The following is a 22,734-nucleotide window of genomic DNA, read 5'->3' as shown; positions in this document are numbered from 1 at the left end:
GCGTCAAGCCTGGGGGCGGTCTCGGGCGGAAAGGGGATTTGCGGGACGGGCCAGCCGTGAGCGCCGCGTCGAGGAGCGCGAGCTCCGTCGCAGCGCGCAAGCTCATCCTGCTCCTCGTCGGAAGGGGCTCCCCGAGCCCTGGTGGCGGCGCCCCCTGCTGACCCGGACGTCCGAGAGGCGCTCGGCGAGTTCGCGGCCCCAGGCGTACCGGCCGGCGTGCTCGGCGACGCGGCGCGCGGACTGGGGCAAGCGCTGTGCGAGCTCGTCCACCTGCGCCGCGAGCGAGGGGGCGATGAGCCAGACGCCCGCCGTGACAACGACGGCGAGCGCGGCGACGGTGGCGACCAGCGCCCAGCCGCTCGAGAGGGGGGTACGGCGGCTCAGCCAGTCCCCGATGCCGCGGAGGAAGACGGCCAAGAGGATCCCCGCGAAGACCAGGGCGACCACGTCGAACACGGCCCGGAGCACCCAGAAGAGCAGCCCGACCGGGGGGTCAACGCGTGCTCGCGGCGCGTGCGCTCGGCGATGGGAGGCTGTCCCGAGCGCTGGTCGAGGAGGATGAGCCACCCGCGCTGGAGCCTCAGCCCCGCGAGGTACTCGTCCAGCGGGGTAAGCCCTTCGCCAAGGGGATCCGGGCGGCCGTCTCGCCAGACCTTGAGCTCGATGGCGAGCGTCTCACCCGGATACTGAACGCGGAGATCCATCCTCCCCGGCCGATGGCGTACTCGCGCTCGATGGTGCCGCCGCGGTTCACGACGCGGTGGAGGAAGGGCATGACCACGAGGTGCGGCGCGATCTCGTGGTAGGGCGCCGCGCCGAGGAGCGGCTCGCCGTGCTGGCGCCAGAAGGCGAGAAAGGCGTCGAGCAGGCGGTCGACGTCGAGGCGGCCGTCCTGGGTGAGCCACGTGGCCTTGATCTGAGGGAGAGACGCCCGGATCGGGAACGCGAGCTCGCGGACGATGACCTCGCGGTAGATGGGGTTGGCGGTGTCGAGCGTACGCAGCGAGGTCGTCTTGCCGATCTGCCGCGGCGCGTGCAGGACGAAGTAGGTCTTGCGATCGACGAGGTCGCGCACCGCGGGCAAGCGCTCCTCGGCAGGGAGCATGTCGTGATCGGCCGGGTTGCAGGGACCTGCGGTGTCGAACCAGCGGGGCATCGCGGAGGTGAGCCTAGCGGAGGTGAGCCTAAAGGGCGGTGGCGCCGGGGGGGCCAGCGCGGCGACGTCCGCTGCGTTCGCCCGGCGGCGGCGAAGCTCGATGCGATAGGATGCGTGGCAATGTCGAACGGGCGATTCGGAAGCGGCGCGGCGGGGCTGGGCGCAATCGCCGTGGCGGCAGCGATCGTGGGCTGCGGCAGCGCGCCGCCGGCGCCACAGCAGCAGCAGCAGGCGGCCGCTCCTCCGGAGGTCTGGCCGCCGCCGGGGGCGCGGCTGGCGAAGCCCGAGGGGCACCTCGCGAAGGTCAACTGCCTGGCGTTCTCGCCGGACGGTCGGCAAATCGTGTCCGGAGGCGAGGATGGGGTGCTGCTCGTCTGGGATGTGGCGACCGGCCAGGTCGTCCAGCGGCTGGAGGGGCACGGCGGATGGGTTCGTGGCTGTGCGTTCCTGCCCGACGGGCGCGGGGTGGTGAGCGGCGGCTGGGGCGGCGAGGTCTTCGTCTGGGACCGCAAGAGCGGCGGCGGCTCGGAGCCCTGCGCCCGACCGATCCCGTCAATTCGCTCAGCGTGCGACCGGATGGAGGCGAGCTCCTCGTCGGTACGCTCTCCGGAAGGGTGAGGGCCTGGGAGCTGGGCTCGGGCGCAGCCACCCTCGAGCAGGACGCGCTGGCACGCCGTGGCGAGAGCAGCGCCGTGTGGGCCACGGGCTACCTCGACGACGGGCGCGCCTTCGCGGGCGGGAACGCCGGTGTCGTGGTGTGGAAGGGGCAACAGGCCGTGACAGCCCAGTACGACGCCGCGAGCGCGGCGGCGTTGCCCGGCGGCCTCCTTGCGCTCGGCGGTGAAGGCGAGGTGATGCTGTTTCGGCCCGGCCGCGCGCTCGAGCGACTCGGCCCGCAGGAACGCTGGGTGTACGCGCTCGCCCTCAGCCCGCGGCGCGATCTGCTCCTCGCCGGAGACGATGCGGGCAACGCTCGCCTCTTCCGGCTCGCCGACAGGTCGCTCCGGTGCGAGCTGAAGCGGTCGGGAAGCCTCTTCGCCGCTGCGTTCGACCCCTCAGGGACGTGGTTCGCGGTGGCCGGCGACGATGGCTCGGTCGCGCTGGCCCGGGTCGCGGACTGCACGGGCGCGGATCGCCAGCTCGCCGTGCGGCAGCTGGGGAGCCCGCAGCGGCGGATGCGCAGCGTGGCGGCGGGGCAAACGGTGCTCGTCGGCGACGGCGCCGGCAACGTCAGCACGTGGTCGACGGCCACATGGTCGCTCTTGAACCGGTGGACCGCACACGCGGGCGAGGTGACCGCGCTGGCCGCGTTGCCCGACGGCGGCTGGGCCTCGGGAGGCCTCGACAACGCAGTCGTCGCGATGTCCGGCGTCTCCAGCGCTTCCCCTCGGGGGATTGGCGAGCTGCGAAGTTTTCCCTGGGCGATCCGCCCGAGCCCTGATGGCATGTCCGTCCTGTCGGCCGATGGCGCGGGGGATCTGACGCGCTTGCCGCTGGGCAAAGGGGAGCGGTCCACGCTCCTCTCCGGGGAGCAGGAGCTTTATGCTCTCGCCGTGGCTCCCGTGCGCCCCGAGGTGGTTGTCGCCGGCAGGATCGGAGGTGTGCGCCGGGTGAGCCTTCTCCAGGAAGACCGGAACGCATCCTGGCCAGAGGCGGTAAAGCCTCGAGAAAGCGTGAACGCGCTGGCCTACAGCCCCGATGGCCGCTGGCTCGGCGAAGCTGGCACCGACGGCACCGTGGCGCTTCGTGACGCCGAGACCGGCGACGTCCTGCCCCGCCGCTTCGAAGGGCTGAAGGGCCAGGTCTCCTCCCTGGTCCTCACGCCCGAGCACCTCTGGGCCGGCGGTGCCGACGAAGTGCTCGCCCGCTGGTCGATTCACGCCGATGCCGCCGCAGCGCCGCTCCGCATCGAGGAGCACGCGCCCATCCACTCCCTCGCCGCCACGCCCGACGGCAAGCACCTCATCGCCGCCCTCGGCCACGGCCGCGTCTCGGTGCGCGCGCTCCCGTCGGGCGACCTCGTCGCCCACCTCCTCCCGCTCGGCGACGGCAGCTGGGCCACGGCGTTCGCCGACGGCCGCTTCATCAGCTCCGGCAGCGGCGCCGCCCTCGGCCTGCGCTTCGAGGACCCCGCCACCCGCATGGTCACGACGCTCGGCGGGCTCCCCCACCTCGGCGTCAGCCCTCCGTCGGCGACGCGCACCGCCGAGGGGCACGTCCTCGTCCGGGCCACCGTCTTCTCCCCGCGCGGCGTCCCCCGCGTGCGCCTCGACGGCCGCTGGGACGTGCGCGGCGTGACCCCGAGCCCGACCGCCCTGTCCGCGTACGAGGTCGAGCTCCTCCTCGGCGATCGGTCCACGGCGCCCCACCGCCTCGACGTGCTCGGCCCCGGCGGCGAGAGCGCCCGCGCCGACATCCGGCCCGAGCCCGACCTCCGCGCCGGCGCGCTCCGCCCGCGCGCCCTGCTGATCGGCAACGCCGCGTACCGCGCCCCGGGCGTCAAGCGCCTCCCGGGCGCGCTCGCCGACGTGGACGCGATGCGCCGCGCCCTGCAGCGCAGCGACGGCTGGGCCCTCGACGACGACCGCATCCAGGCCTCCACGGACCTCGACGCGGCCAGCCTGGAGGCGACCGTGACCGGTTTTCTCGCCGGCGCCGCCGAGGGGGAGACGCTGCTCGTCTACTTCGCCGGTCACGGCTTCGACCAGCGCGGCGAGGGCTTCCTCCTGCCCATCGATTACGACCCCGCCAGGCCCGCCGATCCTCGCAACGCGCTGCCCGCCGCGCGTCTCTTTCAGGCCATCGCCGCCTCGAAGGCGGGACGCGTGCTGGTCATCCTCGACGCGGGCCGCGCCGGCGCCTTCTCGCTGCCCGAGGATCTCGGGGTAGAGCACGACCGCAGCGAGCGCATCGGCGTCGTCACCGCGGCCAGCGCCGGCAGCGACGCCGCCGAGACGCCACGCGGGGGCGTGTTCACGCAGGCGCTCGCCGGGGCCTGGACCGACCCGGCGGCCGTGGATCCCGAGCGCGAGGCGGTCACGCTCGGCCTGGCGTTCAACCGGGCGCAGGGCCGCACCTACGCGCAGCGCCCGCGCCTCTTCGGCGGGCTCGATAAGCTGCCGCTCGCGTGGCCGCTGCGCGGGGCCGCCGAGGCGCCCGAGGTGATGACGAGCGAGGAGGCCGCCGCCTCGGGCACCACGCTCGCGCGCGTGAAGGCGACGGTCGTCGGGACAAGGCAGCTCACCGCGCTCGGGCGCCGGATCGACGGGACCCTGGAGGTCGAGATCGCCTTTGGCCAAGATACGGAGTCCGTGCGCATCGGCGTGTACGCTGTCGACAGGGCGCCTCCGGCGGCGCGGCCCGAGGTGTTCGCGCCGGGGCCATGGAAGGGCGGCCAGGTCCAGCGCCTCCGTGTGCCGCTCGAGGATCACGAGCCCGGCGAGTACCGCGTCGAGGTCGAGCCTTGCCGGCCGGGAACGGCGTGCGGACACGAGCCTGCCTCGACATTCCGGATCCGACTCGGCGGTTGAGATCGCGCCGCGCGCTGCCCTGCGCGGCGGGCCAGGTGCTCGGTGCCCGGGCACCGGAACGCGCTGTCGTCGCGAATGTCCCCGGGCGCCCGAGCACCAGAGCGCGTTGGGGTCGCTCTGCGATCCAGGCGCCCGAGATAGGCCACACGCCGGGGCGATCGTGGTGTAAATTACATTTAGCTCCCGACAGGGCACCGTGATCCTGCGGGTGAGGGCCGTCGCTGGAGGCCCGTGTGAACGACATCGCAGACGCAATGCGCGATTTGGACGTGGTCGAGGATCGGTTCGAGATCGAGCGGTTCGCCGGATCCGGCGGGATGGGGGACGTCTATCGCGCGCGGGACCGGCGGTCGGGGGAGGCGGTCGCGCTGAAGGTGCTCCAAGGCGCGAGCGCGGGCGATCTGCGCCGGTTCGCGCGGGAGGCGAAGGCGCTCGTCACGCTCCGGCTGCCAGGGGTCGTGCGGTACGTGGCGCACGGGACGACGGGCGCAGGACAGCCGTACCTGGCGATGGAGTGGCTGGAGGGCGTGACGCTGGAGCAGAGGCTCGCTCAAGGACCGCTCTCGATGGCGGAGAGCGTGACGCTGGCGGCGCAGGTGGCGACGACGCTGGGCGGGGTCCACCAGCAGGGCATCGTCCACCGCGACCTGAAGCCGAGCAACCTGATGCTGGTGGGCGGCGCGGTCGAGCGAGCGACGCTGCTCGACTTCGGCATCGCGCGCGAGCTCTGGCTCACGCAGAGCCTGACGGCGCCCGGAGCGATCCTCGGGACGGCCGGGTACATGGCCCCCGAGCAGGCGAGCGGCGAGGCGCCGGTGGACGCCCGGGCGGATGTGTTCGCGCTCGGGTGCGTCCTGTTCGAGTGCCTCGCGGGGCGCCGGCCGTTCCTGGGCGACAACCTGCTGTCGCTCCTCGTGAAGGTCGTGCTGGAGGAGGCGCCGCGGCTCGGGGAGCTGCGCGACGGCATCCCCGAGCCGCTCGAGCGCCTCGTGGCCCGGATGCTGTCGAAGTCGGCGGAGCACCGGCCGCGCGACGGCGCCGCCGTCGCGGCGGAGCTGGCCGTCTTCGCCCGCGAGGGGCTCGCCGCGGGAGGGAGCGCGGTCGCGGCGCCGCGCGCGCCCGGCGAGGAGATCACGACGTCGGAGCGGCGGGTCATGTGCGTCATCCTGGCCGCCCATGGCAGCGAGGAGACCGGCGCGACGCTGGCGGAGGCCGACGGGGTCGCGCAGGCCCAGGCGCTGCGGGACATCGCGGCGCGCCACGGGGGGAGGCTCGATGTTCTGCAGTCGAAGTGGCTGCTCATCGCGCTGTCGGGGGCCGAGTCTCCGACGGACCTCGCGGTGCGAGCGGCCCATTGCGCGCTCGCGCTGCGGACGGTGGTTGGCGGCGTGCCCATGTCGGTCGCGACGGGGCTGGCGGAGATCGAGGGGAGGCTGCCTGTCGGTGAGCTGGTCGATCGGGTGGCCCAGCTGATCGTGGGGCGCGACGGCCTGCCGTCCGGGGGTATCCGGCTCGACAGCGCGACGGCGAGCCTGCTCGCGAGCCGCTTCGATACGGCGCGGGGGCCCGAAGGATGCTGGCTGCGCGGCCGGAAGGAGGAGCCGGACACGGTGCCGAGGCTGCTCGGGAAGCCGACGCCGTGCGTGGGGCGCGAGCGAGAGCTCTCGCAGCTCGCGGCCGAGTGGCGCCATTGCGTGGACGAGCCCGCCGCGAGCGCGGTTGTCGTCGTGGGGGCCGCGGGCATGGGCAAGTCGCGCCTCGCCTGGGAGTTCCTGCGCGTCATCGAGGAGCAGCGCGAGGCCGCCGAGGTCTGGATCGGCAGGGCCGATCCGATGGCGGCCGGCTCGGCGTTCGGCTTGCTCGCCCAGGCGCTCCGCCGCGCCATGGGGCTGCTCGACGGCGAGGCGCTGGAGGTGCGGCGGAGCAAGGTGCTGGCGCGGGTAGAACGGCTCGACGGGCTCGGGAGCAAGGGGCCGCACGTGGCGGCGTTCCTCGGCGAGCTGGTGGGGGCGCCGTTCCCTGACGAGGGCGATGTGCAGCTGCAGGCGGCGCGTCAGAGCCCGGTGCTGATGGGCGACCGCATCCGCCAGGCGTTCGAGGACTTCGTTCGGGCCGAGTGCGAGCGGCAGCCGGTGCTGCTGGTGCTGGAGGATCTGCACTGGGGCGACCTGCCGACGGTGCGGCTGATCGACGCGGCGCTCCAGCACGCGAGGGACCTGCCGCTGCTGGTGCTGGCGCTGGCGCGCCCCGAGGTGGAGGAGCTGTTTCCGGGGCTCTGGCGCCAGCGGGTCGGGCTCCGGCTGCGGCTCGCGGCGCTGCCCCGGCGCGCGAGCGAGCGGCTGGTGCGGGACGTCCTGGGCGACGGCGTGAGCGCGGCGCAGGTGGACGAGCTGCTGGCGCGGGCCGAGGGCAACGCGTTCGTGCTGGAGGAGCAGATCCGCGCGGTGGCCGAGGGGCGGGGCGAGGGGATGCCGGAGACGGCGCTGGCGATGGTGCAGGCGCGGCTGGAGGCGCTGGGCGTGGAGGAGCGGCGGGTGCTGCGCGCGGCGAGCGTGTTCGGCGAGACGTCGTGGGAAGGTGCCATCGCGGCCCTGGTGGGCGGGGCGCCGGTGGCACAGCCGCTCGCGGAGCTGGGGCGGCGGGAGCTGCTGGTGCGGCGGCGCGAGGCGCGGGTCGCGGGCGAGGTGGAATACGAGTTCCGGCACGCGCTGGTGCGGGAGGCGGCCTACGGCATGCTGACCGAGCGCGACCGCCGCGTCGGGCACGGCCTTGCGGGCGACTGGCTGGCCCGCGGTGGCGGTGCGGACGCGACGGTGCTGGCGGAGCACTTCGAGCTCGGCGGCGCGCCGGCGCGGGCGGCGGAGGCGTACCTGCGCGCGGCGGAGGAGGCGCTCCGCGGCGGCGATCTCGACGCGGCGATCGCGCGGGCCGACCGGGGTCTCGGCTGCGGCGCGGCCGGGGACGCCGCCGGCAGGCTCCGCTGGGTCCAGGCGGAGGCTCATGTGTGGCGCGGCGATCTCGCGCTCTCCGCGGAGCGGGGGAGCGAGGCGCTGGGCCTGGTGGAGCGCGGCTCGGCCACGTGGTTCTCGGCCATCATCCCCCTGGTATGGGCCACGTCCAAGCTGGGTCGGCTGGACGAGGTCGAACGCTGGATGAACGAGGCGGTGGGCGTGGCCGCCTCCGGCGACGCGCAGAGCGCGAAGCTCCGCTGCCTGTCCACGGGCGCAAACGCGCTGGCGCTTGGGGGGCGGTACGCCGAAGGCGCCGCGTTGCTCGATGTGGTGCAGCGCGCCCTCGCGAGCGCGGAGACGAGGGATATCGAGGTGGTCGCGCACCTCCACGACGCGCGCGCGGCCTATGAGATGTGCAGAGGCGACCTGGGCTCCTGTGCCGGCAGCCAGGAAGCCGCGCTGCTCGCCTTCGAGCAGGCTGGCGATCATCGCAACGCGCTCAGCGCCCGGACGAGCCTGGGCGTCGTGTGCATGGAGCTCGGCGACTTCGAGACGGCCCTGTCGATGCTGCGGGTAGCGATGGAGGCGGCCGACCGGATGCACCTGGACGAGCTGAAGGTCTCTGGGCAGGCCAACCTCGCGCAGGTCCTCGGGTACCGTGGTCAGCTCGCCGAGGGGCGGGCCCTCGCCGAGGAGGCGGTCGCGTCGAGCCAGGGAACCGGCATGGTGCGCACGGAGCTCTTCGCTCGCTGCTACCTGGCGAAGATCGTCCTCGCCATGGGCGATTTCGAGGCCGCCGAGCGCGAGGCGCGCGCCGCCATCGCGCTCTTCGAGAGCGCGCCGACCCTGGGTGTGCAGGCATTTTCCATCCTCGCTCGCGTGCTGCTCGGGCGCGGGCGCACCGACGAGGGGATGCGTGCTGCGGCCGAGGCGAGCGCGCGGCTCTCGGAGTTCGGCACGCTGGAAGAGGGCGAGTCGCTCGTCCGCCTGACCTATGCAGAGGCGCTCGCCGCGAGCGGGAGGCGCGCCGAGGCCGAGGCAGCGATCGCGTCGGCCAGGACGGCGCTGCTCGCGCGCGCCGAGCAGCTCAGCGATCCGGCCTGGCGCGAGCGCTTCCTCCGCGACGTGCCGGACAACGCCCGCACGCTCGAGCTCGCGCGGCAGTGGCTCGGCGGCTGAGCCCCTCGCGCTGCTCGCGGATCGAACGAGGCTGGTGAGCCCGTGGCGCACGAAGCGGCGCACCGCCGTCGGCGCCGCGGGCCCCTCGCTTGCCGGCGCTTACTTCGTGGCCAGCTTCGTCAGGTCGAGCATTTCGTCGACGTCCGGCAGGACGATCAGGTCGCACCGGCGGTTCTTCTGCTTGCCGGCCGGCGTGTTGTTGCTCGCGATGGGGTCCGTGTCCGCGAACCCGGCCGCGCTCCAGTGCCTCGTCGGCAGCTGGCCCTCCTTGCCGATCAGGAACAGCAGCACGGCCCGGGCGCGCATCAGCGACAGCCCCCAGTTGTCCTGGAACGGGCCGCTCTTGTAGGGCTGGCTGTCGGTGTGCCCGGCGACCTGGTAGTCGCGGTCCACGAGCGACTTGTCGCCCCGGATGACGTCCGAGATCTTCTTCAGGATCTGCTGGCCGTCCTTGCTCAGCGTGTCCTTGCCCGAGTCGAACAGGACGTCTCCGGGCAGCGAGATGACCATCCGGTTCCTGCGGACCTGGACCTCCAGGCCGAGCTTGACGAGCTCCTCGAGCTTCTTCCGGAGCAGGTCGAACCGCGCCTGGATCGCCTCGAGCTGCTTCGCGCGCGCCTTGTACTCGGCCAGCGCCTTCTCGCGGTCCTCCAGCGTCGAGCTCATCTTCGAGATGTCGGCGCCCTGGTCCGCGAGCTTCTTCTCGAGCTCCTCGACGCGCTGCTTCGCGTCGGCGAGCTCCTTCTCGAGCTCGGCCTCCCTCTTCTGGCTCCGGTTCTGGAGCTGGTTGTACTTGTCGAGCTGCGACTTCCACTCCTGCTCGGAGTGGCCGCAGCCCGCGGCGAGCAGCGACGACAGCGCGAGGGGTAGTGCAATGAGTGTCCGGTTCATGAGCGCTTTCTCCATGGCTCCGTCGGCGGGAGCGGGATGCTGCGGGCGAGAGCGTCGCTCAGCTCGGGCGAGAGATCCAGAGGGGAGGACGGCGAGATCCCCCCGTCCGCGCGGCCGTGCGCTGCAGGTGAGGCGGGATCGGGGCTCCGGCGGCGCAGGTGAGAGCGGCGGCGGCGCGGCCGGCGACGGCGCTGGCGCGAGCGGGGACGCCGGCGGCGGCGCAGCCGCGGGCGTTGCTGGTGCGTCTTGGCTTCGTCAGCGCGTTGCCCACCCCGACCGAGGTTGAGGCGGACCTGGCGGACCCGACCGAGGTTGAGGCGGACCCGACCGAGGTTGAGGCCCCGACCGAGGTTGAGGCGGACCGGTGGACCCGACCGAGGTTGAGGCGGACCCGACCGAGGTTGAGGCGGACCCGACCGAGGTTGGGCCGGCCCCGCCACCCTGACTGAGGTTGAGGAGGCCCCGCTAGCCGTCCCTGCCAGCCGACCGGGGTTGGGGTGGCCCCGCTAGCAGGTGGACCCGACCGAGGTTGAGGCGGACCCGACCGAGGTTGGGCCGGCCCCGCCACCCTGACTGAGGTTGAGGAGGCCCCGCTAGCCGTCCCTGCCAGCCGACCGGGGTTGGGGTGGCCGGGGTTGGGGTGGCCGGGGGGCCCCTGCTCCGATGCGTCCCGGGTGTGCATCCGTGACCGGGTTCCAGGGCATGGGGCCGAGCGGTGCCTTGACCACACAGGCCGGGCGTGAGACATCGGCCCCCGGCCTCCGGGCCACCGAGAGCTCGGATCTTCAACCTCTTCCTGCGCGCGGGGCGAAAACGCGCGAACGAAACCAAGCAGATGCCCATCTCGTCGCGGTCTCCGGGTACGTCGTGCCGCCCTGGCACCCCTCGCCGTCGCCTCCGGTCGGGCCTCGCGCTCGCGCTCGTGCTGGGCGCGTCTTCCGCGTCCGCCCAGCCGGCACGCCGGCCGGCCCAGCCCGCCGCGCCGGCCCAGCCCGGCGCAGCGCAGTCCGGCGCAGCGCAGCCCGCCGCACCGGCCCAGCCCGCCGCAGCGCCGCCCGCCGCAGCGCCGCCCGCCGCGCCGGCCCAGCCCGGCGCGACGCCTGCGCAGCCCGGCGCCGCGCCGGCCGGCGCCGACACGCCCGAACCCCCGGCGGCGCGCCAGCCGCTCCTGCCGCCGGCCGACACGGCCGCTCCCTCCACGCCACAGCCGGCCACGCCGGCGGCCTCGGAGGCGCCCGCAGCGGCTGCGGCGGCCGAGCAGCCCGAGCGGCAGGCGATCCAGGCGGAGATCGGCGCCCGGCCCAGCGAGGTCTACGCCGAGGACTGGTGGTCTCACGCGCGACCGACGTTCGAGTTCCACGGCTACTACCGGCTCCGCTGGGAGCTCTTCAACAGCTTCGCCCTCGGCCGCATCGGCCTCCGCGATGAGGCGCTCTGGCCGCAGCCGGCCGACAACTCCTACAAGGGGAACGCGGTCTCGCTCTGCAACCCGAGCGAGACCACGAGCGGCGGCACCCGGTCGTTCGACTCGTGCAAGAACGACACCCAGGCCGGCGCGAACATGCGGTTCCGCCTCAATCCCGAGCTGCACATCAGCGACAACCTGCGCATCCTCACTCAGGTCGATCTCCTCGACAACGTGGTGCTCGGCTCGACCCCGGACGGCTACGCCAACCAGCCGGCGGCGGGCGGCGGCTACCAGGTCGCCCGCCGGGGCGGCTACTCGCCGCTCGGGGCCTTCTCCAGCACCCAGTGGGCGCCCAGCGCCGGCGTCAACTCGACGAAGGACTCCATCTCCGTCAAGCGGATCTGGGGAGAGTACATGACCCCCGTCGGTCTCCTCCGCTTCGGCCGCATGCCGAACCACTGGGGCCTCGGGATGGTGGCGAACAGCGGTGACGGGTACGACTCAGACTACCAGTCGACCGTCGACCGGCTGATGTTCGTCACGGGCATCAAGAAATACGACATCTACTTCGCCGGCGCGTGGGACTGGGCCAACGAGGGCGCGACGAGCGCGTCGATCCAGGACCTCGAGGGCCAGCCGTACGACCTCGCCCAGTCCGATGACGTCGATCAGTACGTGTTCGTCGCCGTCCGCCGCAAGAATCCCGAGCTCCAGAAGCTCGAGCTCGCCCGCGGCAACATGGTCATGAACGGCGGTGTCTACTTCGCTTACCGGCAGCAGACGCTGGCGAACGACGTCACCGCCGGCGACACCACCACCACCGCCCCGTCCGCGGCGCTCGGCCAGAGCGCCGACAACGTCGCTGCGGGGTACGTGCATCGGGGTGCGGAGATGATCATCCCCGACGTGTGGTTCCAGCTCCTTTACAAGAAGTTCCGCTTCGAGCTCGAGGCGGCGATGATCTACGGATCGCTCGATCTGCGCGGGCAGAACGAGAGCGATTATGCGAACGTCATCTCGCCGAAGGACACCGGCTGGGGCGTCCGGCAGTTCGGGCTCGCCACGCAGGCCGAGCTCACCGAGATGGAGGGCCGGCTGCGCGTCCACTTCGGCTTCGGGTACGCGACCGGCGACGACGACGCGCCCGCCCTCGAGCCGCGGGGGACGCAGCTCGGGGCCATGGATCCCCAGAGCTCGACCGATCGCACCTACTCGACATTCCGCTTCCACCCCGATTACCGGGTCGACCAGATCCTCTTCAGGAACATCCTCTCTCGGGTCCAGGGCGCGTATTATTTCCGCCCTGGCGTCGACTGGGACTTCGCCCGCGACAAGAACGGCCAGCGCGCCGGCCTCGGCGCCGCGGCCATCTGGAGCCGCGCCTCCGAGTTCCTCCAGGCTCCCGGCAACTCCCGGGATCTCGGCATCGAGCTGAACGCGCAGCTGTACTTCCAGTCGAAGGACGGGACGCTCAACGACGACCCCGACAAGATGGGCGGCTTCTACACGGCGGTGCAGTACGGCGTGCTGTTTCCTCTCGGCGGGCTCGGCCAGCTCAGGGGTGAAGACGCGGTCCAGAAGATCGATCTCGAGACCGCACAGACGGTGCGCTGGTATCTCGGTATCCTCTTCTGAGCCCGAACCCGCCCAGCGCTCAGCCAGCCTCGCGCGCCGCCGTGTGTCTGGAAATGAGCGCTCGGGGCGGCGAAGCGGCGCGAAACGGCGACGTCGTCGCTCTCGTCATGAGTCCTGCATGAGCCATCCGGGGCCAAACAGCCCTTGATCTCGCGACCGTCCTGGCCAAGGATAGGATTGTCTGGACGCCAGGCGCGTCGCGATACTTCCCTGGTTCACCGAGGAGAGCGGGTGGCGCGAGCCGCCGTTCTCCGGAGGGACGTGATGGTTCGTCGTCTCTTCATTGCGATGTTCTTGGCGGCGTCGATGGTGCTCGGGTCGACCGCCCTGTCCGTCGCCCAGGACGCAGACACGTCCGCTTTCCGCGACATCGCGGTCGGCAAGGACTATCGGCTCCGTGTCGCGGCGGCGCTGTCGCTCAGCAGGTCGAAGAGCCCCGGCGCGCGGCCTGCCCTCGAGAAGGCGCTCAGGGATCCGCACCCGGCGGTGCGCGCGTCGGCCGCGGCGGCGCTCGGCGCGCTGGGCAACCCCGCGGCGGTCCCGGCGCTCAGGGCGGCGCTCAACCTCGAGCCTGCCCCCAACCTGAAGCGCCCGATCCAGGCCGCCATCGAGAAGCTGTCGCGCTCGTCGTCCAAGGCGCGCTTCCTGGTCAGCCTGGGCAAGTTCGAGAACCGCTCCGGCGTGAAGGACGCGAAGCTCGGACCGCAGCTCAAGCAGCAGACGCGCAACCGCGTGGCGCAGTTCGCCGACATCGAGATCGTGGCCGACGGCACGGACCTGGCTGCGGAAGGCAAGAGCCGCAAGCTGCCGGCCTTCACGCTGGACGGCTCGGTCACGCACCTGAGCAAGCGCCATGGGGCGGACGGGGTCGGCTTTGCCGCCAAGGTCGAGTACGTGATCCGCGAGATGCCGAGCCAGACGCTGAAGGGCTCGATGACCGGCTCGGCCCAGGCGCTCGGCGAGGCGAAGCGCGCCCAGGGCTTGAGGGAGCTCGCCCAGCTGCAGAGCGACGCTGTCGCGGGCGCGATCGAGAGCGCGCTCCAGAGGGCACCGCTCGCCCTCGAGGCCGCCTCCGGCAGCAGCGTCGTCGCCTCCGGCCGCTGACCCGGCGGTCCGGCCTCGCCGGCGTGGGCCGGCGCGCGCCGGCTCGCGCACCGGCCCGGCGCAAACCGGCCCGGCGCGCGCGTCTTCCGCGGCGGGCGCCGCGGGCGCGCGTCGAGCAGGCGGAAGCCGCTCTCCGGTCGTGCTAGACCGCGCGTCCTCCTATGTCCATCGCAACGCCTGCCAGCTCCGACCTGCTCCGCCGCACATTCCTCGAGTTCTTCGCCCAGCGCGGGCACGAGATCGTCCCGAGCGCGCCGCTCGTGCCCCAGAACGACCCGACGCTGATGTTCGTGAACGCGGGCATGGTGCAGTTCAAGGACGTCTTCACGGGCAAGGACAGGCGCCCGTACCAGCGCGCCGCCTCGAGCCAGAAGTGCATCCGGATCAGCGGCAAGCACAACGATCTCGAGAACGTCGGCGTCACCGCGCGCCACCAGACGTTCTTCGAGATGCTCGGCAATTTCAGCTTTGGCGACTACTTCAAGGAAGACGCGATCGCCTTCGCCTGGGAGCTCCTGACGAAGGTCTACGATATCTCGCCGTCGCGGCTCGTTGTCACCATCTACAACGGCGAGGGGGGCTTCCCGGCCGACGACGAGGCCGCGGCGATCTGGCGCAAGGTCACGGGCTTCGGCGACGACCGGATCCTCCGGCTCGGCCTGGCCGACAACTTCTGGACGATGGGTGACGTCGGCCCGTGCGGCCCCTGCTCGGAGATCCACTTCTTCCACGGGAAGGAGCCCGACGTCGCGCGCTTCGGCGAGGAGCCGCGCATCGATGGCACCGGCTGGACCGAGATCTGGAACAACGTGTTCATGCAGTACGAGCGCGCCGAGAAGGACGGCCCGCTCGTGCCCCTGCCGGCGCCGAGCATCGACACCGGCATGGGCCTGGAGCGGCTCGCGAGCGTGCTCCAGGGCGTGACGTCGAACTACGACACGGACCTGCTCCGCGGGCTCGTCGACAAGGCCGCCGAGCTCAGCGGCAAGCCGTACACGGGGGGCAGCGCCGACGACGACGTGTCGATGCGGGTCATCGCGGATCACGCGCGGACGGCCGCGTTCCTGATGGCCGAGGGGGTGATGCCCGAGAAGCAGCGGCGCGAGTACGTGCTCCGCCGGGTGATGCGCCGCGCGATCCGCCACGGGCACCGGCTCGGGATCGAGCGGCCGTTCCTGCATGAGGTCGCGCTCGAGGTGGTCCGCCGGATGGGCGAGACGTACCCGGAGCTCCGCGACCGGCGAGAGCTCATCGCCCGCGTCACCGAGGACGAGGAGGTCCGCTTCCGCTCCACGCTGAAGCGCGGGATGAAGATCCTCGACGAGCGCTTCGACGAGATGCGCTCGTCCGGCGAGCGGACGCTCCCGGCCGCCGCCGCGGCCGATCTCTACACCACCTACGGCTTCCCGCTCGATCTGACCCAGGTCATCTCCGCCGAGTCGAACTTCGGCGTCGACGTCCAGGGGGCCGAGGCGATCATCAAGGGCGCCGGCGAGGCGGACGGCCCGATCGATCCGACCGCCGCGGTGGACCCCGCGCACCGCGAGGCCCGCGCCAAGCTCGCGCAGCCGGTGGTGTTCACGGGCTACGAGCACGAGGAGGGCGACAGCGAGATCGTCGCGATCGTCCGGGTCGAGGTCCAGGGCGAAGGCGACCGGGCGCGCAAAGTCCGTGCGCTGGTCGAGCGCGCGGAGGCGGGGGCGACGGTCGAGATCGTCGTGCGCGAGACGCCGTTCTACGCCGAGTCGGGCGGCCAGGTCGGCGACGTCGGCGAGGCGACGGCGGACGGGGCGCGCGTCGAGGTGAAGGACACGCAGAAGCCGCTCGCCGGGCTGGTCGTGCACGAGGGCGTGGTCAGCGAGGGGGCGCTCGCCGTGGGGCAGCGCGTCCACCTGGCGGTGGACCACGCGGCGCGGTCGGCGACGCGGCGCAACCACTCGGCCACGCACGTCCTGCACTGGGCGCTGCGCAAGGTGCTCGGCGAGCACGCGCAGCAGAAGGGCTCGCGGGTCGGCCCGGACGTCCTCCGCTTCGACTTCACGCACAACCGGCCCCTCACCCGCGAGGAGATCTCGCGGATCGAGGATCTGGTGAACGAGAAGGTCCTGACGAACGCGAAGGTGACGACCGAGATCCTGCAGATGGACGAGGCGCGGCGGCGGGGCGCGATGGCGATCTTCGAGGAGAAGTACGGCGACACGGTGCGGATGCTCACGATGACGCCCGAGGTGGTGGAGCTCTGCGGCGGCACGCACGCGTGCGCGCTGGGGGACATCGGGCTGTTCAAGATCACGAGCGAGGGCGGCGTGGCCGCGGGCGTGCGGCGGATCCTCGCGTCGACGGGGCTGAACGCGCTCGCGTACGCGCGGGGCGTCGAGGCCGAGCTCGCCCGGGCGCGCCAGGTCGCGAAGGCGCAGGGCGGCGATCTCGCCGAGAAGATCGGGAAGATCGTGGCGCACGAGCGGGAGCTCGAGAAGAAGGTCGCCGAGCTCGAGCGCCGGATCCTGGAGGGGGCGGGCCCCGCGCAGGGCGGCGGCGGCGGTGGCGGCATCGACGCGATGCTGGACGGCGCCCGGGACATCGGCGGGATCAAGGTGCTCGCGCGCCGGGTGCCGGACGGCACCAACCCGGGCGCTCTGCGCGATCTCGCGGAGAAGCTGCGCGACAAGCTCGGCGATCGTTCGGCGGTGCTGCTGGGCGCGGCCGTGGGCGACAAGGCGCAGCTCGCCGTGATGCTCTCGAAGGCGGCCACCGAGCGGCTCAAGGCCGGCGAGCTCATCAAGCCGATCGCCCGCATCGTGGGCGGCTCCGGCGGCGGCCGCCCGGACATGGCGCAGGCCGGCGGGACCGACGTGGCGCAGCTCGACGCGGCGATCGCGGCGCTCTACGCCGAGGTCGAGCGGGCGCTCGCGTCGTAGCGCGCGCTGCCTGCGCCCTGCCGGGACAGTCGTTCAGGCGTCACGCCACTTGGTGCGGGCGAGCGGGAGCAGCTTCGCGGCTTTCCCGCCCCGCGCGGGGCGCGCCGGCAGCCGCGCTGGCTCGCCCGGCGCGGCCACCCGGGGCCGCGCGCCGCGGGCGTGAGCGCCGATGGTCGCGCGAACGATCGGCGGCAGGAACACGGACTCCAGATCGACGCGCGCGAGCGCGGCCGCGACCGTGGCGATGCGATCCGGCAGCGACGCGTTGGCGTCGACCAGGATGATCCGCCGGCCGAGCACCGTGCAGAGCCCGCCCCGCGGATTGCGCGCGTCCGACAGGTGCGGATCGAACGCTTCCATCCTGACGGCGATGCCGACCTTGTCCGCCGCCAGGGTGAGCTCGTCGAGCAACCGCGAAAGCTCCACCCACCCAGCGTAACCCTCCTGTCCGGCAGATGGCAAAGCGCAAAAGCGCTGTTGCCCGCGCCGCGCCGCGCCACCGCTGGCCGGGCGAGCCGCGGCCGTGACGACCGCCTGACGATCGCGGCGCGCCGTCCGGGAGCGCCCGTCCGCGCCCGGTTACACGCGGTTACCTGTCGTTGTGCATGATTACGCGCGGTTACGCATGATTGCGCACGGTTACGCACGATTACGCGTGGTCATGTACGGTGAGGCCCGGTCCGTCCGGCGCGCTCCGGTCAATCGCTTCCTCCATCATCGCATAGCGCTCCTCGGCCGCGCGGTGGTGGTGCCGTCGTGCGGCGATGGGTTGAGTCGAGGGAGAGCCTTCGACTCCTGGACTCCCGGACATCTCGACGCACTCGACACCTCAACAGATCGACGCATCAACTCCGCTTCTCCCTCGATCTTCTCCCGTGCTCCGGACTGGCCGACATCCGCTCACGAGCCACATCGATGCTCGTCCAGGGGCCCGCGCGCGCCGTTGGTTGACTGCGCGCCGAGCGTTCATCGTTCATCCAGCCTGCCGCTTCCGGCCGCCGCGCGCTCGCCTCGGCGCGGCGCCCGGTCGATCCGGGCATCGCGCCGCCCGCCCCCAGGTTCCGTGCCCTAGAGGTCGGTCAGCGGCTTCTCCTGAGCCGGATCGCGCGTCCCGTTGACCGCCGTTTCCGAGCGTGCTACGAGCAGGCCGTTCCGCGCGTCGTGGTCGAGTGGGAGCGAATGTGCGTTTCCCGGCTGCGGTGGGGTATCCCGCGCGCTTCGTCAGCCACTTTGGACGGGGCGGCCGCGATGGGGACGACGAGGGCGCCCGCCGGGCGGCGCGCCCGAAGGGCGAACAAAGATGACGTTCACGGATGCAGCCGCCGAGGTGCTTCGCCTCATCGGTAGACCGCTTCACTATAAAGAGATTACCGATATCGCGATCGAGAAGAACCTCCTTAGCCACGTTGGAAAGAGCCCAGAGGTGACGATGGGCGCCCGCCTGGCGGCGACGTTGAAGAAGGACACGGCGGACAACCCCCTGGTGCGCGTGAAGCCGGGCGTGTTCGCGCTGCGCGAGTGGGACGAGAAGACCATCAAGTCCGGGCTCGACGGCAAGAAGGCGAAGCGCGGCGGAAAGCCCGAGGCGGCCAAGGCGCGCAAGGACGAGGAGCAGCCGACCCTGTTCGACGCGGGCGCCGACGACGACGCGGTGGAGGAGAGCGATCTTGGCGCTCCCGCGGAGCTCGAGGCGGAGAGCGGCGCGGTCGAGGTCGAGGGCGGAGCCGCGGACGCGGCGGCGCAGGCCGCGCCTGCGATCGACGATGAGGACGAGGACGACGAGAAGGTCGCGGCCGGCGCGACGAGCGCGGCCGGGCTGAACGGCGTGGAGATCGCGGCAGCGCGCGAGCCCGTACCGCCGCCGACGCCGTCGTCCCCGCGCGCCGCGAGCACGTACATCGACGAGGAAGAGGGCGAGCTCGACGACGCGGAGCCGCCGGGCCCGGACGAGGCGATGCGGGCCGAGGCCGTCGCCGGCGCCGCGGAGCTCTTCGACGAAGAGGACGACGACGATCAGCCGATCCTCGGCGGCGACGACCGCGCGACGCCCGGCTCGTCGGGCGAGCAGGGCGAGGGCCGTCGCCGCCGCCGCCGTCGCCGCCGTGGCCGCGGGACCGCGGAGGCCAACCCGAGCACCGGTGGGCTGCCTTCCTACGTCGCGACGCCGGTGTTCGAGGCGCGGCGCGAGAACGGCCGCGAGCCGCCGCGCTCCGACCGGACCGAGCGCTTCGATCGTCCCGACCGGGGCGAGCGCACCGACCGGGTCGAGCGCACCGACCGGGGCGAGCGCACCGACCGGGTCGAGCGCACCGACCGGGCCGAGCGCATCGATCGAGCGGACCGCCCCGACAGCTTCGGCGCCGAGCCCGTCTACCGCGGTCCGCAGGTCATCGAGCTCACGGGCGGCGAAGGGCACGCGCTCGACGACCTCGCCGGCCGTGATCTCGCCGATGCGGTCGCCGGCATCCTCTCGACCTTCGATCGGAACGCGGGCGCGGTCTCGCTCCGGCAGATCGCCGAGACGGCGCAGCGCCGCGGCCGCCTCGCCGGCGACGTGCAGCTCGTGCAGTCCCAGGTCGCGGCCGCCGTGCGCGCCGACAACGCGCGCCGCACCGCCGCGGGGCAGCGGCCCCGCTTCCGCTTCGCCGGCGGCAGGATCGCGCTGACGGACTGGCTGCTGCCGGGCGACCTGGCGCGGCTGGAGCAGGAGGCGCTCGCGGCGGTGGAGCGCTACCGCGACGCCGCGCGGCGCGCCTTCGTGCGCAAGCTCTCCGAGCTCCCGGGCCATGCCTTCGTCGAGATCTGCGTCCTCGCCCTCGAGCGCATCGGCATCGGCCAGCTGCGCGCGGTGCGCCGCGCCGGGGCGCCGGGCGGCGAGAGCCACTTCTCCGGCGCGCTCCGCACGGCGGGTGACGAGATCAAGATCGCGCTGGTCATCCGGCGGGACGGCCGCGAGGTCGGCCGCGAGCGGGTCACCGAGCTGCGCGGCTCGCTCCACCACTACGGCCCCGCGACCGCCGGTTGGATCCTGACCGCCGGTCAGATGCTCTCCGGCGCGCGCGAAGAGGCCGCGATCGTGGGGACCGCGCCCATCTCCCTCTTCGATGGGCTCGCGGTGGCCCGCCTCTGCGAGGACAACGACGTCGCCGTCCTCCGCGCCCGCCTCCCGGTCGCGATCCCCGACGTCGATCTGCTCGAGGCGCTCCGGGCGTCCTGATCCCGCTCGCGCGCGTCCGGCCGGGGGCTCGCTCCGGGCCGGACGCGCGGCTCTCCCGCCGCCGTCTCCTGGGCCCTCGGCCCTCCCTCGACAACCCTCCTCCACGGCCGCGCCGCTCGCGCCGCTCCGGCGGTGTACGGGCTCGGCGCCGCTTCCGCGGTTGACGGGCTCGGCGATCCTTGCCAGCGTCCGCGCCCATGCGCCATCGCGCGATCGCCTGGGCCGCGTCCCTCGCCGTGCTCGTGACCGGCTGTGCCTCCGTGGATCCGCCCGCGTCCCGGTTCCCGACCGCCGACGCGGCGCTCGACCGGATGAAGGCCTCCTATGCCTGCGTGAACGGCGTCCAGGGCACCGCCAAGGTCGACCATTTCTCGCGCCAGGGGCGGCTCCGCGGGGACATGTACATCCTCGCGGTCAATCCGGATCGGGTGCGCTTCGACGTGGTGAGCCCGTTCGGCGCGACGCTCTTCACGCTCACGTCGAATGGCACCCAGTTCCAGATGCTCGATGTCGGGGAGAAGCAGCTCCTGCACGGGCCCGCGAGCGCGTGCAACCTGGCGCGGCTCACCCGGGTGCCCATCCCCGGGCACGCCCTCGTCTCGCTGCTCCGCGGCGAGGCGCCGGTGCTCGCTCACGAGCCGCGCGGCGCCTCGATCGCCTGGGACGGCGACGGGTTCTACCGTGTGCTGATCCAGGGCTCCCGCGACGCCGTGGAGGAGATCCACCTCGAGCCGCACCCCCGCGACTTTCTCGCGCCGTGGAGCCAGCAGCGCCTGCGCGTCCGCGAGGTCCGTGTCGCCCAGCGCGGGACAGACCTCTATCACGTGGAGCTGAGCCATCACGAGGCCATCCGCACCGCGCCGCCGCGCGTCGATCCGGAGGGGATCGACGATCCGATCCCGCCGAGCGGCGGCGCCTGCCTGGCCGAGATCCCCCGCTCGATCCGCATGCGGGTGCCCAACACCGAGGACGACGTGATCTTTCAGTACAAGGAGGCGAAGTGGAATCCGCCCCTCATCTCGGGGGCGTTCACGCAGCCGGTCCCGGGCGGCGTCGTCCGCCGTCATGTCGACTGCCAGGACTAAGGTGCTCTGAGCAGGCGCGCTCAGGCGGCTCCTGAAAGGACAAAGGCCATCGTGGCTGGCGCCCGCCGGCGTACGGCAGCGCTCGCCTGATGGCGTGGACGCCGCTCGCTCGAACGTCTAGACAGACGCAATCCACCTCGCCGTGGCGGGAGGAGTCGGCGATGGACGCTGAGCCGGGAACGATCGTCGGCGACAAATACCGCCTGGAGGGGCCGCTCTCGCGGGGCGGGATGGGCTCGGTGTGGCTGGCCCGGCACCTCCAGCTGGGGGCGCCGGCGGCGATCAAGTTCATGGATCCGGAGCACGCGGCCTCGCCGGAGTTCCGCGCGCGCTTCTACCGCGAGGCGCGGACCGCGGCGAACCTCGGTAGCCCGCACGTCGTGAGCGTGCAGGACTACGGGATCTGGGGGGCTGTCCCGTACCTCGTCATGGAGCTGCTCCGGGGCGAGGATCTCAGCCGTCGCCTGAGGCGCGTCCGCCGCCTCTCCCTCGCCGAGGCGGCGCGCATCGCGATCCAGACCGGCAAGGCGCTGCGCCGCGCGCACGAGTCCGGGCTCGTCCACCGCGATCTCAAGCCTGGCAACCTGTTCCTCTCTCGCGTCGACGAGGACGAGGAGATCGTCAAGATCCTCGACTTCGGCATCGCCAAGCAGCTCACCGGCAAGCTCCTCACCGACGAGACCACGAGGACCGGCGAGCTCCTGGGCTCGCCGTTCTACATGAGCCCGGAGCAGGCGCGCGGCGACAGGAACCTCGACGCGCGGAGCGACCTGTGGTCGCTCGGGGTGATCCTCTTCCGCGCGGTCACGGGCAAGCTCCCGTTCGAGGGCGACGTGCTCGGCGCGGTCCTGTCGCGCATCCTCTGCGAGCCGATCCCGCTCGCGACGCACCTCGCGCCCGACGTGCCGGCCGATCTCGACGTCTTCTTCCTGCGCGCCCTCTCGCGCGACAGAGCCCAGCGGTTCCAGTCGGCGCAGGAGATGGTGCACGCCTTCGTCGTCGCGATGGGCGATCCGGGCATCCCGCTGCCCGTGCCCTCGGCGCCGGCGCCGGCGCCCGTGACGTTGCGGCCGGCGCCTGTGACGTCGCGCACGGGGACGCTGCTCGGGCTGTCTCCGGGCGGCACCGGCGACTTGGAGGGCTCGGGGGAGCTCGCCCCGCTCTCCCGACCCGGGGACCAGGGCCCGCGCCCGCGGCAGGACACGCTCGCCTCGCTGGCCGATCCGTCCCAGCCCGGCACGCTGACGGCGGCAGCGGCCGGCGAGGTGCGCGTGGACCGAAGGCCTCACGCGAGCGCGACGCTCCGCTGGCTCGTGGCGTGCGGCGCGCTGTCCGCGATCAGCGCGACGGTCGCGGTCACGGCGCTGCGGCCCGTCGGCGTGGAGGGCGCCGCGCCCTACCACGTGGCCGCGCCGATCGAGCCCGAGAGCGTGAGCTCGGCTGCGCCGACCCTGCAGGTGGTCCGCGCATCGACGCCTGTGATGGCACGCTTGCCCCTGGCCGAGGACGTGCCCGCCGCGGACGCCGCGCTGCTCGCGGCCACGGCGGAGCCGGCGGCGTCCGCCGAGCGAAAGGCCCCGCCGGCTCCGTCGGCCCCGCGCCGGAGCCCGCGCCGGTCGCGCGAGATCATCGATCCCTGGCAGCGAAGGTAGCGCGCGGC

Annotated in this window: 12 protein-coding genes and 1 pseudogene; 9 read left to right on the top strand and 4 right to left on the bottom strand. The window is 73.0% G+C overall.

The window, feature by feature from the left end:
• Nucleotides 1–102: 102 nt before the first annotated feature.
• Nucleotides 103–468, bottom strand: a complete 366-nt coding sequence (locus WMF11_RS29065; RefSeq protein ID WP_437979425.1) for a hypothetical protein — start codon at nt 466–468, stop codon at nt 103–105.
• Nucleotides 469–488: 20 nt separating this feature from the next.
• Nucleotides 489–994: pseudogene (locus tag WMF11_RS29060) on the bottom strand (ATP-binding protein); the annotation flags it as partial.
• A 282-nt stretch (nt 995–1,276) separates the two neighbouring features.
• Between WMF11_RS29060 and WMF11_RS29055 the strand changes: the two are divergent.
• The 3 genes from WMF11_RS29055 to WMF11_RS29045 all read left to right on the top strand — a co-directional run bounded on the left by WMF11_RS29055 (nt 1,277) and on the right by WMF11_RS29045 (nt 8,816).
• Entirely contained in the window at nt 1,277–1,774 is a 498-nt protein-coding gene (locus WMF11_RS29055; RefSeq protein ID WP_437973002.1) for a WD40 repeat domain-containing protein, read from the top strand.
• On the top strand, nt 1,723–4,686 hold the full coding sequence (locus tag WMF11_RS29050) for a caspase family protein (RefSeq protein WP_437973001.1): 2,964 nt from the start codon (nt 1,723–1,725) through the stop codon (nt 4,684–4,686). The genes WMF11_RS29055 and WMF11_RS29050 overlap by 52 nt, the downstream gene beginning before the upstream one ends.
• Before the next feature lie 254 nt (nt 4,687–4,940).
• A complete protein-coding gene (locus tag WMF11_RS29045) occupies nt 4,941–8,816 on the top strand; it encodes a protein kinase domain-containing protein (protein WP_437973000.1) in 3,876 nt (1,291 codons plus the stop codon).
• A gap of 99 nt (nt 8,817–8,915) precedes the next feature.
• Here WMF11_RS29045 and WMF11_RS29040 read toward each other — a convergent pair whose 3' ends face one another.
• Nucleotides 8,916–9,707, bottom strand: coding sequence for an OmpA family protein (locus WMF11_RS29040; RefSeq protein ID WP_012237759.1), 792 nt, complete (start codon nt 9,705–9,707; stop codon nt 8,916–8,918).
• Between the two features lie 835 nt (nt 9,708–10,542).
• On the opposite strand from WMF11_RS29040, the gene WMF11_RS29035 reads away from it, so the two are divergent.
• From WMF11_RS29035 to alaS, 3 genes are all read left to right on the top strand, one after another.
• The gene (locus WMF11_RS29035) at nt 10,543–12,750 is read left to right on the top strand and encodes a TIGR04551 family protein (RefSeq protein ID WP_437972999.1); all 2,208 of its coding nucleotides are present in this window, start codon (nt 10,543–10,545) and stop codon (nt 12,748–12,750) included.
• A 264-nt stretch (nt 12,751–13,014) separates the two neighbouring features.
• Nucleotides 13,015–13,854 carry a HEAT repeat domain-containing protein gene (locus tag WMF11_RS29030; RefSeq protein ID WP_437972998.1) on the top strand — a complete coding sequence of 280 codons (840 nt, stop codon included), beginning with the start codon at nt 13,015–13,017 and terminating at the stop codon, nt 13,852–13,854.
• A 161-nt stretch (nt 13,855–14,015) separates the two neighbouring features.
• Nucleotides 14,016–16,772 carry an alanine--tRNA ligase gene (gene alaS / locus WMF11_RS29025; RefSeq protein ID WP_437972997.1) on the top strand — a complete coding sequence of 919 codons (2,757 nt, stop codon included), beginning with the start codon at nt 14,016–14,018 and terminating at the stop codon, nt 16,770–16,772.
• A 33-nt stretch (nt 16,773–16,805) separates the two neighbouring features.
• Here alaS and WMF11_RS29020 read toward each other — a convergent pair whose 3' ends face one another.
• Nucleotides 16,806–17,198, bottom strand: coding sequence for a hypothetical protein (locus WMF11_RS29020; protein ID WP_437972996.1), 393 nt, complete (start codon nt 17,196–17,198; stop codon nt 16,806–16,808).
• A gap of 874 nt (nt 17,199–18,072) precedes the next feature.
• On the opposite strand from WMF11_RS29020, the gene WMF11_RS29015 reads away from it, so the two are divergent.
• The 3 genes from WMF11_RS29015 (at nt 18,073) to WMF11_RS29005 (ending at nt 22,726) form a co-directional block, all read left to right on the top strand.
• A complete protein-coding gene (locus tag WMF11_RS29015; protein ID WP_437972995.1) occupies nt 18,073–19,989 on the top strand; it encodes an HTH domain-containing protein in 1,917 nt (638 codons plus the stop codon).
• A gap of 197 nt (nt 19,990–20,186) precedes the next feature.
• Entirely contained in the window at nt 20,187–21,074 is an 888-nt protein-coding gene (locus tag WMF11_RS29010; protein WP_437541669.1) for a LolA family protein, read from the top strand.
• 161 nt (nt 21,075–21,235) lie between these two features.
• Nucleotides 21,236–22,726, top strand: a complete 1,491-nt coding sequence (locus WMF11_RS29005) for a serine/threonine-protein kinase (RefSeq protein WP_437972994.1) — start codon at nt 21,236–21,238, stop codon at nt 22,724–22,726.
• Nucleotides 22,727–22,734: the final 8 nt, after the last annotated feature.

Origin of the sequence: Sorangium sp. So ce295, from assembly GCF_051527405.1 — a bacterium.
GTDB classification, from domain to species: Bacteria; Myxococcota_A; Polyangia; order Polyangiales; family Polyangiaceae; genus Sorangium; species Sorangium cellulosum_B.
Note: the sequence above shows the minus strand (reverse complement) of the source record. Positions and strands in the feature narration are given on the sequence as shown.